17 protein-coding genes are annotated in these 20,114 nt (G+C 45.9%); 8 read left to right on the top strand and 9 right to left on the bottom strand.

All coding sequences use genetic code 11. From position 1 onward, the window contains the following. Positions 1-45: 45 nt before the first annotated feature. A complete protein-coding gene (locus ECHVI_RS09245; RefSeq protein ID WP_015265704.1) occupies positions 46-2,172 on the top strand; it encodes a T9SS type A sorting domain-containing protein in 2,127 nt (708 codons plus the stop codon). Between the two features lie 110 nt (positions 2,173-2,282). On the opposite strand, the gene ECHVI_RS09240 is transcribed toward ECHVI_RS09245, so the two are convergent. From ECHVI_RS09240 to ECHVI_RS09225, 4 genes are read right to left on the bottom strand one after another with little or no spacing between them, the layout of a single operon-like run. Beyond that, on the bottom strand, positions 2,283-3,083 hold the full coding sequence (locus tag ECHVI_RS09240) for an amidohydrolase (RefSeq protein WP_015265703.1): 801 nt from the start codon (positions 3,081-3,083) through the stop codon (positions 2,283-2,285). Between the two features lie 59 nt (positions 3,084-3,142). Further along, positions 3,143-3,697 carry a peptide deformylase gene (gene def / locus ECHVI_RS09235; RefSeq protein ID WP_015265702.1) on the bottom strand — a complete coding sequence of 185 codons (555 nt, stop codon included), beginning with the start codon at positions 3,695-3,697 and terminating at the stop codon, positions 3,143-3,145. After that, the gene (ruvX, locus tag ECHVI_RS09230) at positions 3,694-4,107 is read right to left on the bottom strand and encodes a Holliday junction resolvase RuvX (protein WP_015265701.1); all 414 of its coding nucleotides are present in this window, start codon (positions 4,105-4,107) and stop codon (positions 3,694-3,696) included. The genes def and ruvX overlap by 4 nt, the downstream gene beginning before the upstream one ends. After that, a complete protein-coding gene (locus ECHVI_RS09225) occupies positions 4,108-4,866 on the bottom strand; it encodes a hemerythrin domain-containing protein (protein ID WP_015265700.1) in 759 nt (252 codons plus the stop codon). It lies immediately after the preceding gene. Positions 4,867-5,063: 197 nt separating this feature from the next. On the opposite strand from ECHVI_RS09225, the gene ECHVI_RS09220 reads away from it, so the two are divergent. From ECHVI_RS09220 to ECHVI_RS09195, 6 genes are all read left to right on the top strand, one after another. Continuing rightward, positions 5,064-6,710, top strand: a complete 1,647-nt coding sequence (locus ECHVI_RS09220; RefSeq protein WP_041739657.1) for a S41 family peptidase — start codon at positions 5,064-5,066, stop codon at positions 6,708-6,710. Positions 6,711-6,773: 63 nt separating this feature from the next. Further along, entirely contained in the window at positions 6,774-7,214 is a 441-nt protein-coding gene (locus tag ECHVI_RS09215; RefSeq protein ID WP_015265698.1) for a VOC family protein, read from the top strand. Between the two features lie 125 nt (positions 7,215-7,339). Beyond that, entirely contained in the window at positions 7,340-8,053 is a 714-nt protein-coding gene (locus ECHVI_RS09210; protein ID WP_015265697.1) for an NUDIX hydrolase, read from the top strand. A 114-nt stretch (positions 8,054-8,167) separates the two neighbouring features. Continuing rightward, positions 8,168-10,042 (top strand): sodium:solute symporter family transporter, encoded by a 1,875-nt coding sequence (locus ECHVI_RS09205; RefSeq protein WP_015265696.1) that lies wholly within the window; start codon positions 8,168-8,170, stop codon positions 10,040-10,042. A 30-nt stretch (positions 10,043-10,072) separates the two neighbouring features. Beyond that, positions 10,073-11,575, top strand: a complete 1,503-nt coding sequence (gene araA / locus ECHVI_RS09200) for an L-arabinose isomerase (RefSeq protein ID WP_015265695.1) — start codon at positions 10,073-10,075, stop codon at positions 11,573-11,575. 154 nt (positions 11,576-11,729) lie between these two features. Beyond that, the gene (locus ECHVI_RS09195; RefSeq protein ID WP_015265694.1) at positions 11,730-12,854 is read left to right on the top strand and encodes a glycoside hydrolase family 43 protein; all 1,125 of its coding nucleotides are present in this window, start codon (positions 11,730-11,732) and stop codon (positions 12,852-12,854) included. 220 nt (positions 12,855-13,074) lie between these two features. Here ECHVI_RS09195 and xylA read toward each other — a convergent pair whose 3' ends face one another. Further along, positions 13,075-14,388 (bottom strand): xylose isomerase, encoded by a 1,314-nt coding sequence (gene xylA, locus ECHVI_RS09190; RefSeq protein WP_015265692.1) that lies wholly within the window; start codon positions 14,386-14,388, stop codon positions 13,075-13,077. A 116-nt stretch (positions 14,389-14,504) separates the two neighbouring features. Beyond that, on the bottom strand, positions 14,505-15,995 hold the full coding sequence (locus ECHVI_RS09185; RefSeq protein ID WP_015265691.1) for a xylulokinase: 1,491 nt from the start codon (positions 15,993-15,995) through the stop codon (positions 14,505-14,507). A 215-nt stretch (positions 15,996-16,210) separates the two neighbouring features. Here ECHVI_RS09185 and ECHVI_RS09180 point away from each other — a divergent pair, with 215 nt between their 5' ends. Then, the gene (locus ECHVI_RS09180) at positions 16,211-17,050 is read left to right on the top strand and encodes an AraC family transcriptional regulator (RefSeq protein WP_015265690.1); all 840 of its coding nucleotides are present in this window, start codon (positions 16,211-16,213) and stop codon (positions 17,048-17,050) included. Between the two features lie 2 nt (positions 17,051-17,052). On the opposite strand, the gene ECHVI_RS09175 is transcribed toward ECHVI_RS09180, so the two are convergent. The 3 genes from ECHVI_RS09175 to ECHVI_RS09165 all read right to left on the bottom strand — a co-directional run bounded on the left by ECHVI_RS09175 (position 17,053) and on the right by ECHVI_RS09165 (position 20,109). Then, a complete protein-coding gene (locus ECHVI_RS09175) occupies positions 17,053-17,517 on the bottom strand; it encodes a hypothetical protein (protein WP_015265689.1) in 465 nt (154 codons plus the stop codon). Continuing rightward, positions 17,514-17,996 carry a hypothetical protein gene (locus ECHVI_RS09170; RefSeq protein ID WP_015265688.1) on the bottom strand — a complete coding sequence of 161 codons (483 nt, stop codon included), beginning with the start codon at positions 17,994-17,996 and terminating at the stop codon, positions 17,514-17,516. Before ECHVI_RS09170 ends, ECHVI_RS09175 begins: the two co-directional genes overlap by 4 nt. A 469-nt stretch (positions 17,997-18,465) precedes the next feature. Continuing rightward, positions 18,466-20,109, bottom strand: coding sequence for a sodium/sugar symporter (locus ECHVI_RS09165; RefSeq protein ID WP_015265687.1), 1,644 nt, complete (start codon positions 20,107-20,109; stop codon positions 18,466-18,468). Positions 20,110-20,114 lie beyond the last annotated feature (5 nt).

The raw sequence follows: 20,114 nt of genomic DNA, 5'->3' as shown, positions 1-20,114 counted from the left end.
TAAAGTTTCTACATCTTTGCTTTGAATGAAAATCTTCACCTATTGATGAAACACCTTTTACCATTTGTTTTTTTGTGCATTACTTTTTCCAGCCTGGGCCAAAAAGCCTACCGATTTGCAGAAAAAGAGGTAAGCCAAAACGGAAAGATCCTGCCCATGGCATTTGCTGGAGGCCTCAATGCCGCACAAATCCAACCTTTTGATGTCAATGGCGATGGTCGTGAAGAACTGGTCATATGGGACATCAACGCCCGAAACATCAAAGTGTTTGCACAGCAAGATGATCAATTCACCTACCTTCCTTACATGCCCCATTATTTCCCGGATGATGTCAGTGGTTTTTTGGTCTTGGCAGATTTTGATGGTGATGGGAAAAAAGATCTTTTTACCAGTACCCCTTTCGGGATAAAAGCCTATCGCAATACTACCCCCCAAGGGCAATCTCACCCTTCATGGGAAGTAGCTGAAAACTTTCTAAAGCTGGAAAACGGCTCCAACTTCCAAGCCAACAACTTGGATGTCCCGGCCATTCAGGATTTGGACGGTGATGGAGACCTGGATGTGGTGACTTTTAATTTTGCAGCAGGGGATTACCTGGAGTACTATCAAAACACCAGTGTGGAGCGTAACGGCGTTGCCGGCATTGATGGTTTTGCCAGTGCAAAGGTTCGCTGGGGGAATTTTGAGTTTTGCGGGTGCGGAAACTTTTCCTTCGGACGTACTTGCGACGGCGACGTGATTTCCAGAAAACTTCCTCCCAGTCAAGAAAACAACTCCATCCAGCACTCTGGAGGGCATAGCATCCTTCTAAAGGATTTCAATAACGACGGCGTTTTAGACTTGCTAATGGGACAGGATGAATGCAACTCCCTCTATTACCTCCCTAATAAAGGCAGCAACACAGAGCCGCTGTTTACCGAGTATAGCACCACATTACCGGGTTTTGGGAAGCTTCCGGAATTCCCCATCTTTCAGGTCGGCCAACTTCTCGAAAATGACCTCTTGGTCTCCTTAAACAGTTCACAAACCACCCTTACCGCAGGAATAGACTTTTCTCAAAGCATTCATAAACGTCCTGAAAACAGTAATTCAGCGGATCATACCTCCGCATTTTTGCAAGAAGACATGATTGATTTGGGAGAAAACAGCCGACCCTTTTTTAAGGGCAATAATGCTGCAGGCCAACTCGTCGTTACTGCCAACACTATCAAAGATGGAAACCCCGTAGGACAGGCATTTCTTTATACCTGGAACAATGAATTCTTACAGCTCTCTACCCCTGATTATTTGGCCCTTTCTTCCCTCGGCCTGACGGACCTTCAATATACAGAATACACCACGAGCCATCAGAAAGCACTTGTTTTTATCTCCGGGGTAAGCATTGAGGATTTTGTCTTGACCAGAATACTCCTGTTTGGAAATCAGGGATCATCAGCGGATGAACTGTCCCCTGTCAGCATCCCCAACATCAGCCTCCGGGCAAATGACCATTTTGATTTTTATCAGTACAATGGTGAGGATTTTATGTTATTGGCCCGCCAAACAGGCGAATTGCTGCGATACAGGGTACTACTGGAAGATGTTCCGACCTTTGAATTGCTGAACGAAGATTTTCTGGGCTTTTCTGACAATCCCTCCCGCCGAAACCTGGCGGTCAAATCCACTCCTGCAAATGGAACGTTGGACTTATATGCCGTAGACCAACGAGGCATCCTGATGTACCTTCCTGACTTTATCAATTCCAACAATCCAGAAACTGCCCTCTTGACATTGCCAAACGGCACGATGAGCACCACCCGGCTGGGGCGCAATACGTGGATTGCTTCCATTCCTGAAGCTTTTGGGAACAAGACTCATTTGCTGATGGGAAATAATGGAGGTGGACTGCAGCTGTTGGAAGACATTTCTAACGGCACCGCTCCTCCAGTAGACGGACAGCTACAGGTCAACCTTTATCCAAACCCCAGCAATGGCCCGGTCTATTTGATCAGCAATGCAAGTGGAATGGTAAGGGTGGTCAATTCGCTGGGCCAAATCCTCGTGGAATCGTTCCGGGTAAATGCAAATGTTCGCGCTGAAATGGATGTTAGAACCTTGGCCAGTGGGCTTTATTTTGTACAGTTTATCTCAGACACCGGCACCGAGAGCACCAAAAAATTGGTGGTAGAATAAATCCTTCCGTCCTGTAGATTGAAGCGATTTGGAGATGTAATTCCGATCGATGGAAGGGCGGTGGCTTGTCCAACATTCCTCCTCTCCAACCCCGGAAAGGCTGCCTATGATCACTTCCTTGGTTTTATTTCAAACCGATCTGCATCCATCCAAGCGGGGAATTTTTCCCGGTAACGGACCAGGGCTTCCGCATCGAGGGAAAGGACCATTACCGCTTCCTCTTCACTCGAAAAAGCCAAGGTTCCCCCTTTAAAATCATAGGCTCCGGAATGCCCTGAATAGGCAATCCCGTTTCCATCTTCTCCGATGCGGTTTACGCCGATCGTATAACATAGGTTTTCGACGGCCCTTGCTTTTAGTAGCACATCCCAGGCGCTATCTCTTGCAGCAGGCCAAGAAGCAATATAAAATGCCAAATCATAGTCCATTTGGCCATCTTCATCGGAGGTATTCCGGGACCATACAGGAAACCTGAGGTCATAACACACCTGAGGAAGAATCTTCCACCCCTTAAGCGAAAAGACCTTTCGCTGCTTTCCCATGCTGTAATGGTGGTCTTCATCAGCCATTCTAAAAAGGTGACGCTTATCGTAAAATGCAATTTCACCTTCGGGGGATACCCAAAGGAGACGATTAAAATATTGCTTTCCTTCCTTGATGATCACACTCCCCGTCACGACGGCTTTGGTCTGGGAAGCCATTTGCAGCAGCCATTTGATAGTGGTAAAGTTCATCGGCTCTGCCAGCTTTTCGGCCTCCATAGAAAAGCCCGTAGGAAACATTTCCGGCAAAACGATGAGGTCTACCTTTCCCTTTAGCGGCCAGATTTTTTCTTCCAGCATGGCCAAATTCGCTTCCCGGTCCTGCCAATACAGGTCTGTTTGGATAAGTGCTACTGTCAGGTCTTCCATAACCACAAACTAGGTAAAAAAAAAGCAGGCCTCAAACCTACATTTCATGTTTCGTAATACTATCTCGTGGGATAAATCATGCTGTAGTCCGTGGGAATTTTCCCCTTGCTCACATCGATCAGCTTACTTTTAACCAATCGCTTTTTGAGCCCTTTGATATAATCTACAAAAAGAATGCCCTCCAAATGATCATACTCATGCTGAATCACCCGGGCAGTCATTCCTGAAAACTCCTCTTCCTTCAGGTTCCAGTTTTCATCAAAGTATTCTATCGTCAAGGTTTCAGGACGGGTAATTTCGGCCCTGACATCCGGAATGCTGAGACATCCTTCTTCAAAGCCGTAATCATCGCCATATTCATCCAGAATAATGGGATTAATAAATACCTTTCGGAATCCCTTCTCCTCACTGTCCTCGTCCAGCATAAGCGAACTGTCGATCACAAACAGGCGGATGCCTTTGTTGATCTGAGGAGCTGCCAATCCAACGCCATTGGCATTGTCCATCGTATCGAACATATCAGAGATAAGTTCATTGATGTCCTCCCCTTCGTTGATCTCCGCTGCTTCTCTTTTCAATATGGGATTTCCGTATGCTATAATCGGATATATCATAGTTGGTCTAAATAAGTTTGTAGTATGATGGCAGCACTGATTTTATCCAGGTTGCCCGCCTTTTCTCTTCTATCTTTCTTCTTGCTCCCCATCGTAATCATGCTCTGCATGGCCATTTTTGAAGTAAACCGCTCATCTACCAGCACTATCTTTAAATCAGGATAAGCCTTCGACAACCGGTCCTTCAACCGAATGGCAGGTTGGGTCATGTTGGTATCACTGCCATCCATCGATTTTGGATACCCTACCACTATCGCCTCCACAGGTTCTTTTTGGACGTAATCCTTAAGGTATTTGTCCAAGTCCATGGTACGGATGGTTTCCAACGGGTTGGCCGTAATCTTCAATATGTCAGTAACGGCTAATCCTGTCCTTTTTGTTCCCAAATCAATCGCTAAAACCCTTCCCATTCAATTCATTTTTATGGTATTGATAATTTTGCGCTTGACTTCCTTCTCCAGTTCCACAGCTTTGGGAAAAAGCAGGTCATTCTCGATTCTGGCATGGATAATCAGTTCCTTTTCAAACCCTTGGAGTTCATGGTACAAAACCTTGATGGCAGTGGGCGCTTCTTCGGTTAGTTGATACCCGTTGGTGAGTTTTCGAATACCTTCCATCTCATCATCATGAGCCTCGTGGTCATGGGCCATTCCCAAAATGGAAGGCCTGTCAAGGATCTTGATCGCTTCTTCTAATCGGTAATGGCCTTTCTCTATCCCCTGTAACTTTTTGATGGTATTGAAAACGGTACTTTCCTCTTCATGAATGTGATGGATGAAATCATCCACAAAAAGCGGAAACATCAAGCGCAAATCGGCCAACAACCCTGCATACTTTGACGGTAATTTCACGCCCGAGATGATATTGGAAAGGAAGGGCAATTGATGCCGTAAGAAAAAATGGTGCTTGTTCTTCAGGTATTCCACCAACACTTCAATTGGCCGCAGATAGAGCTCATCTTGGCTAGGTTCCTTTCGCCATGCCCAAACTTCAAGCTCACTGATAAGTTGCTCAGGGTTTACCCTAAACTTTCGGCACACTTCTCCAAGAGACTGCTGCTCATATTTGTAAAAACTGATCCCGAAATAGTGTAAAACACCTGCAAAGACATAGTTCTCCTGAACTAGTTCCTCAATTGAGCGTTTTTGTATGTGAGAATTACCTGACATGTAACCACAAAAGTAAAATTTTTTCAGCTAAAATAAGGAATTGATCTTACCTAAATTGATTTTCTTGCGTTTATTAAAACGAAATAGTGGAAAATCATGTTAAATTGTATATTTGGAGATCAGTCACAGACTGAACCTTTTCTAAAATCATAAAAGAGGATATCGTGAGCGAAGAAAAAAACACTTCACAACCTGATGTGAAACCATCAAAAAACACCAAATCGCAAATCAGGCTACCCATCATCCTTGCCTTGGCCATATCGGCGGGCATTTGGATCGGCGCCACCTTTGCGGAGCCCAAAACGGATCAGAACGACCTGAAAGCAGCGCTCTACAAGTTACAGGAAATCATCACCTATATCGACAGGGACTATGTGGATACCGTCAATACCACCAAACTGGTGGAACATGGCATTGAGAAAATGCTAGAAGAACTTGACCCTCACTCCAGCTATATTCCTGCTGAAGACGCTCAGCTTGCCCAAAGCCAGCTGGATGGAGAGTTTGATGGCATTGGTGTCGAGTTTGGCATTCTCAGGGATACCATTTATGTAGTGGCCCCTCTCACTGGAGGACCATCCGAAAAACTAGGCATCCAGTCCGGAGACCAGATCATCAAAGTAGACGGAGAAACCGTAGCCGGTACCGGAGTCACCAACCGTGATGTCTTTGACCTGCTAAGGGGGCCAAAAGGCTCGGTGGTCAACGTAGGCATCAAAAGGAAAAACCATAAGGAGCTGATCGATTATGCGATCACCAGGGATAAAATCCCCCAATACAGCATCAATGCTTCTTACATGATCAATGATGACACGGGATACATCAAAATCACACGCTTCGCGGCCACTACCTACGATGAATTCAAAGAAGCCGTCGAAAAATTAAAAGCTGAGGGGATGAGCAAGCTCGTCCTAGACCTGCAAGGCAACCCTGGAGGCTACATGGGTGCAGCCATCAACATCGCCGATGAAATCCTGGCGGACAACGCCATGATCGTAAGTCAGCAAGGAAAAGTCAGCCGCTATAACCAGAAGGCTTTTGCGATGCGGCCGGGAGAATTTGAAGATGGCTCAGTAGTGGTACTAATCAATGAAGGCAGTGCTTCAGCTTCGGAAATCGTGGCAGGCGCCCTTCAGGACAATGATCGCGCATTGATCGTCGGGAGAAGGTCGTTTGGAAAAGGATTGGTCCAAATGCCCATAGACCTATCCGATGGTGCTGAACTGCGCCTGACCATCGCCCGGTACTACACGCCATCCGGTCGCTCCATCCAGAAACCGTATGGAGATGATCAAAACGAATACAATATGGACTGGATCAACCGGTATGAGCACGGAGAGTTTTTCAGCGCCGATAGCATCCATTTCAATGACTCCTTAAAGTACCAAACGGTAAAAGGAAGAACCGTTTACGGCGGCGGCGGCATCATGCCGGACTATTTCGTCCCTATGGATACCACGATGAGCAGCAGCTATGTAGGCCGACTGTTCAGCTCGGATTCCCATCGGGAATTCATCATGGATTACCTTGAGGACAATAAGAGCCAATTCGAAAACATGAGCTTTGAGGAATATTATAATGATTTCACATTTTCCGACAAGTCACTGAAAAAGCTTATCGCTATTGGAGACAAGAACAAGGTGAAGTTTGACGAAAAGGATTATGAAAAATCCAAGGCTTACCTTAAGATACTCCTAAAAGCCCATATGGGACGAAATATTTATGATGACAATGCATTCTACAAAGTCATCAATGATATCAATGAGATTTACCAACAAGGAATCAAGCTCTTTGAAGAAGCAGAGCAACTTGCCTTTTCCAGTGAAACGGCAACCACGGAATAATCAAAAAAAGCGGGGCACATCCCCGCTTTTTCTTATTTTTGTCCAGCCTATCCCCAAAATAACATGAAAAAATCATTTATCACGCTTACCATTTTACTATTCTGCTTAAGTATGAGTACCTATAGCCAAACCAAATTGAACCACATTGCTGTTTATGTCCAGGACCTAAAAGCCAGTGCCGAATTTTATGGCGACTTTTTGGCCCTTGAAGAAATTGAAGAACCTTTTAAGGATGGATTGCATGTCTGGTACAATATCGGTGACAGTCAGCTTCACTTGATCGAGCAGCAGCCTTGGGAAACCCCTACCATCAATAAAATCAACCATCTTTGTTTCAGCATGGAAGACTTGGACGGATTTATCGAAAAATTGAAGAACCACAACATCCCTTTCGAAGATTGGCCTGGGGAAAAGGGCAAAATCAATATCCGCCCTGACGGAATTCGGCAAATTTACATCCAAGACCCCAATGGTTACTGGGTAGAAGTCAATGACGAGCACTAATAAAAGGCGATATTTGGCAAATACTAAAAAATATAGTTAGTTTTATGATCCCCAATCAAAATTAATGTAAAAAGCACACTTTTACGCTTTCTACTCCCAAATAGACCTATTACTAATTGTAAAGCATGATCCAGTATTCCAACCAGACCAGAATCCTCACTGCCATTGACTGTATTATTTTTGGCTTCGATGGCTCCGATTACAAACTATTGCTTATCCAGCGCGGCTTCGCTCCTGAAAAGGAGAAGTGGAGTTTGATGGGAGGATTCCTTCAGTCTACCGAATCCCTGGATCAGGCTGCCAATAGGATTTTGAAGAAGCTGACCGGGCTGGAAGATGTCTATATGGAGCAAATGCACACCTTTAGTAGACCTGATCGGGACCCTGTGGAGCGTACGATCGCAGTGGCCTATGTGGCTTTAATCGACATCCACAAATACGAACAGCAAATCAGTGATAAATTTCATGCCCATTGGTTTTCCATGAATGAGTTGCCGCACCTGATATTTGACCATGAGGAAATGGTGGAGATGGCCAAGAGCCGCTTGCGGTACAAAGCAGCCCTTCATCCCATTCTGTTTGAGCTTTTGCCAAAAAAATTCACCCTTCCTCATCTTCAGGCCATGTACGAAAGCCTTTATGAAACCAAAATCGACAAAAGGAATTTCACCAGAAAAGTCCTTTCTACCAATATGCTAATAAAAGAAAAGGATAAAGATAAGACCAGTTCGAAGAAAGGAGCTTTCTACTACAGTATTGATGAAAGTAAATATAAAAATCAGTTTCAAACGGTGTTGAATTTTATTCCCAGAAATGAAATCCCCACGGCAAATGAGTAATTTTTTACTCATTATTTTTTTTTCTGATTTTTTAGGTGTAAATATGACACTTAAATCAAGTTATGCGAACACTGCAAAGGCAGTTTAGTCAACATAAACCCTCAATATCAAATTATGAGTGCAGGATTCTCGACATTGGATTATGTCATTTTCATTGTTTACGCGCTGGCCATCGTATCGGTAGGCCTCTGGGTTTCCAGGACCAAAAAAGGCTTGGAAAAAACGGCACAGGAGTACTTCCTGGCAGACAAATCACTCACTTGGTGGGCCGTCGGTGCCTCCCTGTTGGCAGCCAATATCTCTGCGGAGCATTTTATTGGCACTTCAGGATCAGGCTTCGCCATTGGACTGGGCATTTCAGCTTATGAGTGGATTGCAGCCATTGCCCTGATCATCGTAGCCAAGTATTTCCTTCCGATCTTCCTCAAGCATGGCGTTTATACCATGCCACAATTCTTGAGCGAACGTTTTAACAAAGGCGTGAGTACCGCCTTTGCCGTATTCTGGCTGTTGGTGTATGTATTTGTAAACCTTACGTCGGTAAGTTACCTTGGAGCACTGGCCTTGGACAAGATCATGGGCATCCCGCTTCAGTATGGGATCATTGGCCTATTGATTTTCTCCGGGATCTATTCCATTTATGGGGGACTGGAAGCCGTCGCTTGGACGGATGTGGTACAAGTCATCATCTTGGTCGCTGGTGGATTGATCACCACGTTCCTGGCCTTAGATGCCGTGGGCATGGGTGATGGTATTTTTGCCGGTATGAGCAACCTATACAATGATGCCAAAGACCACTTTGTCATGATCATGCCGCAAGGGCGAGTCATGGTGCCCGATGGGCTCGGCGGATCCCGAGATGCCTTCCAAGACCTCCCGGGCCTTGCTGTAATTTTAGGCGGCATGTGGCTGACCAACTTGGGCTATTGGGGCTTTAATCAATACATCATCCAAAAGGGATTGGCTGCTAAAAGCATTGAAGAAGCCAAAAAAGGCCTTCTATTTGCTGGCTACCTGAAACTGTTGATGCCGATCATCGTGGTCATCCCGGGCATTGCAGCATATGTCTTGATTAACGATTACAGTCCAGAGCAGCTTGCTGCCATTTTGAACATGCCTGTGGAGCATATCGGTACCATTCAAAAATCCGATGAAGCCTATCCGTGGCTGTTAAGAAACTTTATCCCGAACGGGATCAGAGGACTGGCCTTTGCGGCACTGGCCGCTGCCATCGTTTCATCCTTGGCATCCATGATCAACAGTACCTCCACCATCTTCACGATGGACATTTACAAAGTGTATTTTAAGCCAAACGCCAATAACCACCAACTGGTAAGAACCGGCCGAATCGTAGCGGTAGTCGCATTGGCCATCGCCATGATCGTCGCTCCACAATTGGCCTCGCTTGACCAAGTATTCCAATATATCCAAGAATACACCGGGTACATTTACCCTGGAGTGGTAGTTGTATTTGGCATGGGACTTATCTGGCGACAAGCTACCGCCAGTGCGGCACTGTGGACGGCCATAGCGACCATCCCAGCAGGAATTGTCTTTAAAATATTCTACCCAGAAATGCCCTTCTTGCTGCGAATGGGTTATGTATTTATCATTCTTTGCTTTATTGCATCGCTCATTAGTTTTGCAGAGAAAAAGAAATTTGCGAACCCTGATTATAAAACAAACAAGCAGGCCGCCAAAACAGTGGCATCCAGCTATTTCTTTATCATTTTGGGCATCATCTGTGCCGTTCTCGGATTTGCGCTGTTCAACAGCTATGAGCACGTAGGAATAGAGTCTATTTTCATGATTGCGGCCCTTTTCTTAATGCTGGGCACAATTCTCTATACCAATGTAAAAATGGAAACGGCCGATCCGAAATCCTTTAACACCGATCCGGTATTATTTAACACCACATCGTCGTTTAACCTTGGCGCAGCTGGGATAATCCTAATAGTAGGGCTGCTCTACTACTTCTTTTGGATGTAAGAAAACAATAATAATAAGTAAGAAAGAGATATGAAAAATTTGAAAGAAAACGAGGTTTGGTTCATTACCGGTAGCCAACACCTGTACGGGCCTGAAGCCTTGCAGCAGGTGGCCGAGCATGCCCAAATCATCGCTGAGGAGCTGAATAAATCCGAAAAAATCTCTGTAACGACGGTCTTTAAGCCGATCGTTACGACCACGGAGGAAATTTACGCTGCCATACAGGAGGCCAATAACGCCCCTAATTGTATCGGGGTAATCACGTGGATGCACACCTTTTCTCCAGCAAAAATGTGGATCAATGGCTTGAAAATCCTTCAAAAGCCTATGCTCCACCTCCACACCCAATACAATCAAGATATCCCTTGGAATTCCATCGACATGGATTTCATGAACTTGAACCAAAGTGCGCACGGCGACCGGGAGTTTGGTTTTATGACCGCAAGGATGAAAGTAAAACGCAAAGTCGTCGTAGGCCATTGGAAAGATGAGGAAGTACATTCCCAAATCGATGTTTGGGCCAGAGCGGCCAGTGGCTGGCACGATTGGCAAGGCGCCAAATTCGCCCGATTTGGTGACAACATGCGCTTTGTAGCCGTTACGGATGGAGACAAGGTAGAAGCCGAGCTGAAGTTTGGGTTCTCCGTAAACACCTATGCCGTAGGCGACTTGGTAGCCAAAATCGAAGCGGTTTCTGAGGGTGACTTGAAGGCACTTATCGAAGAATATGAAGCCACTTATACCCTTTCTGAAGAACTGCAAGCGAACGGTGCAAAACGCCAATCCCTCATCGATGCCGCTAAGATCGAATTGGGCATGCGTGCATTCTTGGAGGAAGGCGGATTCAAAGGATTCTCCAATACCTTCGAGGACCTTTACGGCATGAAGCAATTACCAGGTATCGCTACCCAGCGCCTCATGGCAGACGGCTATGCATACGCCGGTGAAGGAGACTGGAAAACAGCAGCCTTGGTTCGCGCCATGAAAGTTATGGGAAGCGGACTCGAAGGTGGAAACGCCTTCATGGAGGACTACACCTACCATTTCGACCCAAACAACAGCCTCGTATTGGGATCGCATATGTTGGAAGTGGACCCTACACTCACCACCGAGAAAATCTCCTGCGAAGTGCACCCATTGGGCATTGGAGGAAAAGAAGATCCGGTAAGGCTGGTATTTAACGGTGCCGGCGGCAATGGACTGAATGCTTCCATCGTAGACATGGGCAATCGTTTCAGACTCATCGTCAACGACGTAGAAGCTGTAAAACCACTAAAAGACCTTCCTAATCTTCCCGTGGCAAGGGTAATGTGGAAGCCTATGCCGGACATGAAGACCGGATGTGCCGCTTGGATCTTGGCTGGTGGTGCACACCACACCTGTTTCAGCCAGAACCTTACTTCAGAGCACTTAAATGACTTTGCGGTGATGGCGGGCATCGAAAGTGTCAATATCGATAAAGAAACAACCCTGAGAGGAATCCAAAACGAGTTGAGGTGGAGTGATGCTTACTACCACTTTAACGACAAATAACGATAGATAAGCGTAACGTTAACAGAAAGGCGACTCCCAGTGGAGTCGCCTTTTTTTTGGTTTATGTTGGAAATAAACATAATGAAACCGATATCATGAAAGTTTCATAATTTCTTTTTATTTAGTATTTTTAATAAAACCTAACGTAACCCTTATGAAAAAATCACTTAAGCGATTCCTATTTACTTTTGCAATGGGAGCCACGATGCTTTCCTTTTCCCAGTGTGGTTCCAAAACCTCCACCGAAAGCACTACGGAGGCAGATTCCTTCACCCATAAAGATACGATCAGCTACCTCTCCCAGCCATTGATCACCGATCACTTCACGGCCGATCCATCAGCACATGTTTTTGAGGACAAAATTTATATCTACCCTTCCCATGACATCCCCTCCTCGGCACAGGAAGATGACACCGGCGCACAGTACGACATGAAGGACTATCATGTCTATTCCATGGACAGCCCAAATGGTAAAGTCACGGATCATGGAGAAGTTCTCCACGTAGCCGATGTGGCATGGGCCACCAAACAGATGTGGGCTCCGGATGCCGCTGAAAAAAACGGTAAATATTACCTCTATTTTCCAGCCAAGGACAAGGAAAATATTTTCAGACTTGGCGTAGCCGTGTCAGACGATCCTGCGGGACCATTCGAACCGCAACCTGCGCCCATGAATGGCAGTTTCAGCATTGACCCGGCGGTATTTGAAGATCGTGACGGCACGCATTATATTTATTGGGGCGGTATCTGGGGAGGTCAATTGCAAAAATGGCGCACCGGAAAATACCACTCCACTGGCGACAGTCCCTTTGCGGACGAACCGGCAGATGAGGAGCCGGCGATTGCTCCAAAAGTGGCCAAACTCAGCGGAGACATGCTGGAATTTGGCGAAAAGCCAAAAGACATTCTCATCTTAGACCAAGCGGGTGAACCTATTAAAGCCGGAGACCATGACAGGAGGTTCTTCGAAGCAGCATGGGTACATCGGCACGACGACACCTACTACTTCTCTTATTCTACTGGCGACACCCACACTATTTCCTATGCCACGGGAGACAATCCTTATGGCCCTTTCACCTACCAAGGAGTCGTCTTAGCTCCCGTACAAGGTTGGACCAATCACCACTCCATAGTAAAAGTAGGCGACCAATGGTACATCTTTTATCATGATACGCAGATTTCAGGCAAAAATTACTTGAGAAATATTAAAATGGCTCCACTCCAGCATAATCCCGACGGATCCATCCAGACCATCATACCGATGGAAAAAACAAAGTGATGTTATATCGTGGCAATGAAAAATTGAAAAATCAGACGTTTTGGTTCAGGGCAGAAACCCTTGACCAAAACGTCAATAATCATAAAAAGAGGCTGTCTCAAAAATTTTGAGACAGCCTCTTTCATTTGTATGGACATTCAAGCCCTAGTGCTGCGGTAAGGACTCAGCCTGTTTTCTTCATCCATAACTTGACCGCATTGATCGTGGCTTTCACCTGAAATTAGATATACTGGTTAATAATGTTCTCGTACATCTCCTGCTTACCGCTCGTGCTTGCCGGCTCACCAGTGGCAATGGCGTGCTCCCTTAAGTCTTCCAAAGTCAATTTGCCTTCCTCAAACTCCTTGCCCTTGCCTCCGTCAAAGGAAGCGTAACGCTTTTTCCTCAAGGCCTTGTATTCGGATTGCTCCAAAATATCGTTTGCGATCAGCAACGCCCTGGCAAAGGCATCCATACTCCCGATATGGGCATGGAAAAGGTCATCCAGATCGGTAGAGTTTCTTCTCAGCTTCGCGTCAAAGTTTACGCCTCCCCCTTGAAGGCCTCCCGCTTCCAGAATCACCAGCAGCGACTCGGTCAATTCCTGTAAATTCAAGGCAAACTGGTCGGTATCCCAGCCGTTTTGGTAATCCCCACGGTTGGCATCAATACTGCCCAACAACCCGGCATCTGCAGCTACCTGAAGTTCGTGCTGGAACGTATGGCCGGCCAGCGTTGCATGGTTCACCTCAATGTTCAGCTTGAAGTCCTTGTCCAACCCGTAATGTCTTAAAAAGCCCACCACCGTGGCCGAATCATAGTCGTACTGGTGCTTGGTAGGCTCCATGGGTTTTGGTTCGATCAGGAAATTTCCTTTAAACCCTTGCTTGCGTCCATAATCGCGCGCCATGGTCAAGAATTTGGCCAAATGCTCTGTTTCACGCTTCATGTCGGTATTGAGCAAGGACATGTACCCTTCACGGCCACCCCAAAACACGTAGTTTTCACCGCCAAGGGCAATGGTCGCATCAATGGAATTCTTCACTTGGGTAGCTGCCCAAGACACCACATCAAAATCGGGATTGGTGGAGGCTCCGTTCATATAGCGAGGATTGCTGAATACATTGGCCGTACCCCACAGAAGCTTCACACCCGTTTCTACTTGTTTTTGTTTGGCATACTCCGTGATGGCCTTCATCCGACTTTCATATTCCTCGATAGTGGATCCTTCATCGATCAAATCCACATCATGGAAACAATAATAAGGAGCGCCAATTTTGGTGATAAATTCGAAAGCAGCATCCATTTTATCTTTGGCCCGCTGAAGGGCATCCTCTGCCTGGTCCCAAACAAAAGTCTTTGTCCCCGGGCCAAAAGGATCATCTCCTGTGGCATTAAACGAGTGCCAGTAGGCAATGGCAAACTTAAAATGCTCTTTCATGGTCTTGCCGGCCACTACTTTGTTTTCGTCATAAAACTTAAAAGCAAATGGATTCTTGGAATCCCTGCCTTCATACTTGATTTTTTCTATTCCTGGAAAATAGGTCTTCGACATGGTATATTTGGTTATTTAGTTATTGATTACTGTGTTATGAACATGCTTCATCCCGCGGATTGCGCTGATTTTCTATTGCATATTTCGGTTTTAACGACCGGAAACGATAAGAAGCACTACTGGATCTTTCTTAATCTTTCCTCCCACTGTTGGTACACTTCTTTATAGGCACTGACCAACTTAGGCTCGGGGACATATGAAGCCACCTTCTCCAGGCCATTGAAGGCTTCTTGTGGACTGGCAAAGTGTTTGGCACCCACACCGGCACCTCTTGCTGCTCCTTGAGACCCATCGGTATCATAAAATTCAAGGTTCACCTCATTCATGTTGACAAACGCCTCCCTGAACAAGGGACTAAGGAACATATTGGCCCGTCCAGCCTTTACGGTGTCCAGCGTCAAGCCCATGTTTTTCATAATATTAAACCCAAAGGTCAACGCACTCACAATCCCCTCTTGTCCAGCCCGGAGCACATGGCGCTTGTCATGCTTAAGCAAATTCAGGCCAGCAAGGTGCGCGCCGACCGTCTTGTTTTCCATGATCCGCTCGGCCCCGTTACCAAAAGGGACAAAACTAAGTCCTTCTGCTCCCACCGGTACTTCAGCCGCCAGCTTGTTCATCGCTTCATAGTCAATGGATTCACCTCCCAGCATTTTTTTCAACCAGCTGTTAAGGATTCCGGTGCCATTAACGCAGAGCAACACGCCGTAATGGGGATTATCCGCCATATGATTGACGTGCAAGAATGTATTTACGCGAGATTGAGGATCATAAACCGGCGAGCTGCTGACACCATACACGGTCCCTGAAGTCCCCGCTGTGGTGGCCAGTTCTCCTGCTTCCAGCACATTCAAGGAAAAGGCATTATTGGGCTGATCACCTGCCCTGTACGTTACAGGAATGCCTTCCGCTATCCCAAGTACCTTGGCCGCCGCAGCATTTACTTTTCCACCTTCCGCAAATGAAGGGATCGCCGTGGCCAGTATTTCCCGGTCAATACCATAGTGGTCCAACAATGGTTGACTCACCCGGTTTTCCTTAAAATCCCAAAAAACACCTTCAGAAAGCCCGGATTCAGAAGTGAAAATCTCTCCGGTCAGTTTCATGGCAATAAAATCACCTGGCAACATTACTTTATGAATTTTCTCATAATTGGCCGGTTCGTGGTCTTTGACCCACTTCAGCTTGGAAGCTGTAAAATTACCGGGAGAATTAAGGAGGTGTGAAAGGCAAAATTCACTACCAAGTGCCTCAAAGGCACTGTTTCCAGTTTCCACGGCCCGGCTATCGCACCAGATGATGGATGGCCTGATCACCTGCTGCTCCTTATCCACCATCACCAATCCGTGCATTTGATAAGAGATCCCAATCGCTTGCAACTCACCTGGCTTTACTCCTCCTTGCTGGATGATGGCTTGGGTCGTCTCGATGACATATTTCCACCACATCTGAGGATCTTGTTCTGCCCAATCCTTTTGGGGAGAATCAATGGGCATTTCTATTTTGGGCTGACCATCACTGGCCACTACTTTTCCCGTATCGCCATCCAATAGTGTCGCCTTTACGGAGGAACTTCCAATATCATATCCTATGAATAATTTTCGCATGTATTATCCTGGGTTTGTTTATGTTCTTTTAAACTATTACCAACAAATTTCGATTAAAAAACAAGCCTCCACTTACATTATTCGATTAAATAATAATACTCTTCGATTAAAATTATAATCAAAGAGTATAACTTTGTAGCTTTACACAACGGTACCGAGCAGGTCGGCAACTTGCTCCAGCGAGCTTACCTTGCGCAACCATAACCTTATCCCAAATGAAACCCATCGTCCAAAAGCTGCCGCGGCAGGAATTCAAGTCTTTTGTGTCCATCACCATGAGCACCCCCATCTTCGAAACCCCTTGGCACCGGCACATTGAAAATGAAATTCTTTATATCCAAGAGGGGCATGGTACGGCCATCATTGGGGATTTTGTGGGCGAATTCTCGCCGGGCGACTTGTTCTATATCGGCTCCAATGTGCCCCATTGGTTTCGAAAAGCGCAAAAGGATATTTTTTGTACCGTAGTGGTCATTCAGTTTGACCAAGCGATATTTGGACAGACATTCCTGAAGTTGCCTGAAATGGCCAAGGTGCGGCAGCTTATCCGACTAAAGCAAGGAATGGCGGTAGGTTATGCAGGACAAGAGGAAATCATTGGCAGCATTAAGCGGTTGGTAGAAGTGGAAGGCTTTCCCCATATCAGCACCTTGCTGGACATTCTCCATCAGATCAGCAGTCATACCCAAAACAGCCTACTTACCCATGAACCGATCGACTCTTTTGATTCCAAGGGCATCATCGATGAAGTACTGGAATACACCTTCGAGCACTTCCAAGAAAACATCCGGGTGGAAGAAGTCGCAGCCATTGCCAAGATGAGCACCTCCAACTTCCGTCGCTTCTTCAAGTTGAACACCAAAAAATCCTTCAGTGGCTTTCTCAAGGAAATCCGCATCGCCCACGCCTGCAAGCTCCTCAAAGACAAAAACACCTTTATCTCCCAGATTTTTCACCAATGCGGCTTCCGAAACATCACCAATTTTAACCGGCAGTTTAAAGAGATCAAGGGCGTCACCCCCACCGCCTACCGAGCAGCCATCTACCGATCATAGGCCTATCTGTTCCTCGTTTCCAACGAGGAACTCACGAGCCGGGCATTTGTAATGCCCCGCTTCACCGGTATGATCGAAAAATGCTCAATTCCTTTCTGATCTATTAACAATCTTATTATTCCATTATCATTCCTAAAGGGTACATTCACTTTCATATCGGGATTTCTCAAGGCGATAAACTTATGTTCTATCCGGTATTCAAAAACAGAATCACCGAAATACTCCATTCCAAATTGCGGATCAATCCTCACGATGGAATTTTTGTTAGAAAAGTCAAATTTATACGTACTGCTTTTCAAAATAGCCATTAGCTTATCTCTGCCAACCGTGTCATGGATAAACTCGGGAGTCATCCTATAATCCACCACGGAATATTTACCGTCTAATTTAATTTGACTCTCCCCTGTTTTAGATTGTTTACACGAAACTACCAGTAGGGACAACATAACTATAATGATTGCCTTCATGGGTTTAAGTTATTTAGTGCTATTTTCAATTCGTTTAGATTCGCATTCTTGGACTGGGTGCTCAGCTGACCAGCTATCAATACCATGCTATTTTTATCTGCCTTATCTCCTTCATCACCATTTAGGATAATGGTATCTCCTTTTAAAACGTAGGTCCCGCTGACCTTTATTTCCCTGTAGGATGGTCCAAACTCCCAAGTAGCATCCTCATAAACCCCTAGCCAGCCCTTGTCACCATTTGAGGCCACTCCATAAGCCAAAAAGCTTAGTTGATCAAGCTTTTGAGTGGGTTGGTAAATGGCATTTCGAAAGGAAGTCATGGAAATATTGACCAGATACATTATCAGCAAACTCAATCCAGCGATAGCAAGATTCCTTGCCTTATTCCTTTTTTTGGCAAAGACCAAAACAATAAACATTGAACCTACCAACAGGCAGGCGCCTAGTGAGATTACTCTGATAAAATTTAAAAATTCCATAATTTTTTAGTTAACAGCGCTTCTTAGCGTGATGTAGGATGACTTGGCGTATATTTTCATTCAAGTAACAAAAGTGCCCCAAGTCAGCTCAGAGACGTAAGAAATAATAGGCAAGCACAACATCAGTTTATTTTAAATAATGCATCCCTGGGCCAATAGAAATCAGCTTGTCCGCTTGCCTCCTTACCGCTAAACTACTGGTTTCCAAATCGTCAAACAATACCCAAAATTGGGTATTTTGACTCAAAACCAACCATTTACCTTAATCTTGCTCCTTTCCAATCATACTGTTCCTCGTTGGAAACGAGGAACACACAAGCCGGGCATTTGTAATGCCCCGCTTCACCTCCCAACTCCATCAATCGAAAAACCACAAAAAAAAACGGCGTGAAGGCCTTTCCCGTTACCTGCCAACAGAGGCAGGGGGAATCACTTCACGCCATTTGTAGGCGGGTGCTGTAACGGGTGGTTACCAGAACACACTATAAAGTGCTACCAGTATCCCACAAATTAGCACAGCTCCAACTTTAAATTTAGTACTCGTCGAGAACAATTCAGCGTCCACCTCAATGGCTTTTTTGCTATCTTTCCCTTTGCCTTCATACAAGCTGATCGCAATAATCAGGACTGAAAGCACCAAGAACACAACCCCCATCCGATCGATAAAGGGTAAGTTTGGCGTGATGACCTTAAATGCCGCAGATAGCGGAATGGTCAGCACAGCAGCTGTAAGGGCTGCATTGGAGGTGGTTTTCTTCCAGAAAAACCCAAAGATGAAGATGGCAAAAACTCCTGGTGACACAAATCCGGTATATTCTTGGATATACTGGAAAGCTTGATCCAGCTGCCGTAACTGTGGAGCCACGATCGCTGCAATAATGAAAGCAACTACAGCCGTAATCCTACCGATGGTAACCTGTTTCCCTTCTGATACATTTTTATTGAAAAACTCCTTATAAATATCAATGGTAAAGATTGTCGAGGTACTGTTGGCCATAGACGCGAGTGAGGAAACGATTGCCGCAGTCAAGGCCGCAAATGCCAATCCTTTCAAGCCCGGAGGCAATAGGTGCAACAACGTAGGATAGGCCCTATCGGACTTGGCCAATCCCGTCACAGGATCCGTCATGGATTCGATAAAGCTGGCATCAGCTCCTTTTTGCACGATCACATACGCGGCAATTCCAGGAATCACTACGATCAGCGGCATCAAGAGCTTCAGGAAACCGGCAAAGACCATCCCGGTTTGGGCTTCACCAAGGCTTTTTGCCGCCAAGGCACGCTGGGTAATGTACTGGTTACAGCCCCAATAGTTGAGGTTTACGATCCACATCCCACCGATCAGGACACTGAGCCCTGGCAAATCCAAATAGGCATCACGGCTACCACCGCTTCCATCGGGGATCATCATCTCTCCCTTTTCAATGATCATACTAAAATGAGAAGGCGCGGCTTTTCTTAAAATACCAATTCCTTCCCACACATCTCCGTCGCCTACCAAGCTCAAGGCCAAATAGGTCGTCGCCAACCCTCCTGCCACGAGGAAGACCACTTGTACCACATCGGTCCATGCCACTGCTTTCAGGCCACCGTAGATGGAATACACCATCGCAAACAAAGCCAATCCGATAATGCCATAAGTCAATGGCACCCCCATAATGGTCTCCAAGCTCAATGCTCCTAGATATAGGACAGAGGTCAGGTTTACAAATACATAGATCAGTAGCCAGAAAATGGCCATCACGGTTCTTACGCGACCGTCATATCGCCGGTTCAGAAACTGGGGCATGGTATAAATCCCCTCTTTCAGGTAAATCGGCAAGAAAAAAATCGCCACCACCAGCAGTGTGGCTGCTGCCATCCACTCATAAGTAGAAATGGCCAATCCCAAAGCAAAGCCCGAACCAGACATGCCGATAAACTGCTCGGCGGAAATATTCGATGCAATCAAGGATGCACCTACAGCCCACCATGGCAAAGCCTTGCTTGCCAAGAAGTAATCTTTGGAATCCTTTACGTGGCCCTTCTTCTCCCTTGACACGACGATCCCCATCGTGATGATCAAAAGACAATAGGCCACAAAGACAACTAGGTCTAATGTGTTAAAGGTCATTTTGT

Source organism: Echinicola vietnamensis DSM 17526 (assembly GCF_000325705.1).
Lineage (GTDB): Bacteria > Bacteroidota > Bacteroidia > Cytophagales > Cyclobacteriaceae > Echinicola > Echinicola vietnamensis.
Note: the sequence above shows the minus strand (reverse complement) of the source record. Positions and strands in the feature narration are given on the sequence as shown.

Excerpts from the sequence above, each read along its gene's own strand:
- ECHVI_RS09195 (WP_015265694.1), top strand. The coding sequence starts at position 11,730 with ATGAAAAAATCACTTAAGCGATTCCTATTTACTTTTGCAATGGGAGCC.
- ECHVI_RS09165 (WP_015265687.1), bottom strand. The coding sequence starts at position 20,109 with ATGACCTTTAACACATTAGACCTAGTTGTCTTTGTGGCCTATTGTCTT.
- ECHVI_RS09245 (WP_015265704.1), top strand. The coding sequence starts at position 46 with ATGAAACACCTTTTACCATTTGTTTTTTTGTGCATTACTTTTTCCAGC.
- ECHVI_RS09215 (WP_015265698.1), top strand. The coding sequence starts at position 6,774 with ATGAAAAAATCATTTATCACGCTTACCATTTTACTATTCTGCTTAAGT.
- ECHVI_RS09185 (WP_015265691.1), bottom strand. The coding sequence starts at position 15,995 with ATGCGAAAATTATTCATAGGATATGATATTGGAAGTTCCTCCGTAAAG.
- ECHVI_RS09210 (WP_015265697.1), top strand. The coding sequence starts at position 7,340 with ATGATCCAGTATTCCAACCAGACCAGAATCCTCACTGCCATTGACTGT.
- ECHVI_RS09175 (WP_015265689.1), bottom strand. The coding sequence starts at position 17,517 with ATGAAGGCAATCATTATAGTTATGTTGTCCCTACTGGTAGTTTCGTGT.
- def (WP_015265702.1), bottom strand. The coding sequence starts at position 3,697 with ATGATATATCCGATTATAGCATACGGAAATCCCATATTGAAAAGAGAA.
- xylA (WP_015265692.1), bottom strand. The coding sequence starts at position 14,388 with ATGTCGAAGACCTATTTTCCAGGAATAGAAAAAATCAAGTATGAAGGC.
- ruvX (WP_015265701.1), bottom strand. The coding sequence starts at position 4,107 with ATGGGAAGGGTTTTAGCGATTGATTTGGGAACAAAAAGGACAGGATTA.
- ECHVI_RS09225 (WP_015265700.1), bottom strand. The coding sequence starts at position 4,866 with ATGTCAGGTAATTCTCACATACAAAAACGCTCAATTGAGGAACTAGTT.
- ECHVI_RS09240 (WP_015265703.1), bottom strand. The coding sequence starts at position 3,083 with ATGGAAGACCTGACAGTAGCACTTATCCAAACAGACCTGTATTGGCAG.
- ECHVI_RS09170 (WP_015265688.1), bottom strand. The coding sequence starts at position 17,996 with ATGGAATTTTTAAATTTTATCAGAGTAATCTCACTAGGCGCCTGCCTG.
- araA (WP_015265695.1), top strand. The coding sequence starts at position 10,073 with ATGAAAAATTTGAAAGAAAACGAGGTTTGGTTCATTACCGGTAGCCAA.
- ECHVI_RS09180 (WP_015265690.1), top strand. The coding sequence starts at position 16,211 with ATGAAACCCATCGTCCAAAAGCTGCCGCGGCAGGAATTCAAGTCTTTT.
- ECHVI_RS09205 (WP_015265696.1), top strand. The coding sequence starts at position 8,168 with ATGAGTGCAGGATTCTCGACATTGGATTATGTCATTTTCATTGTTTAC.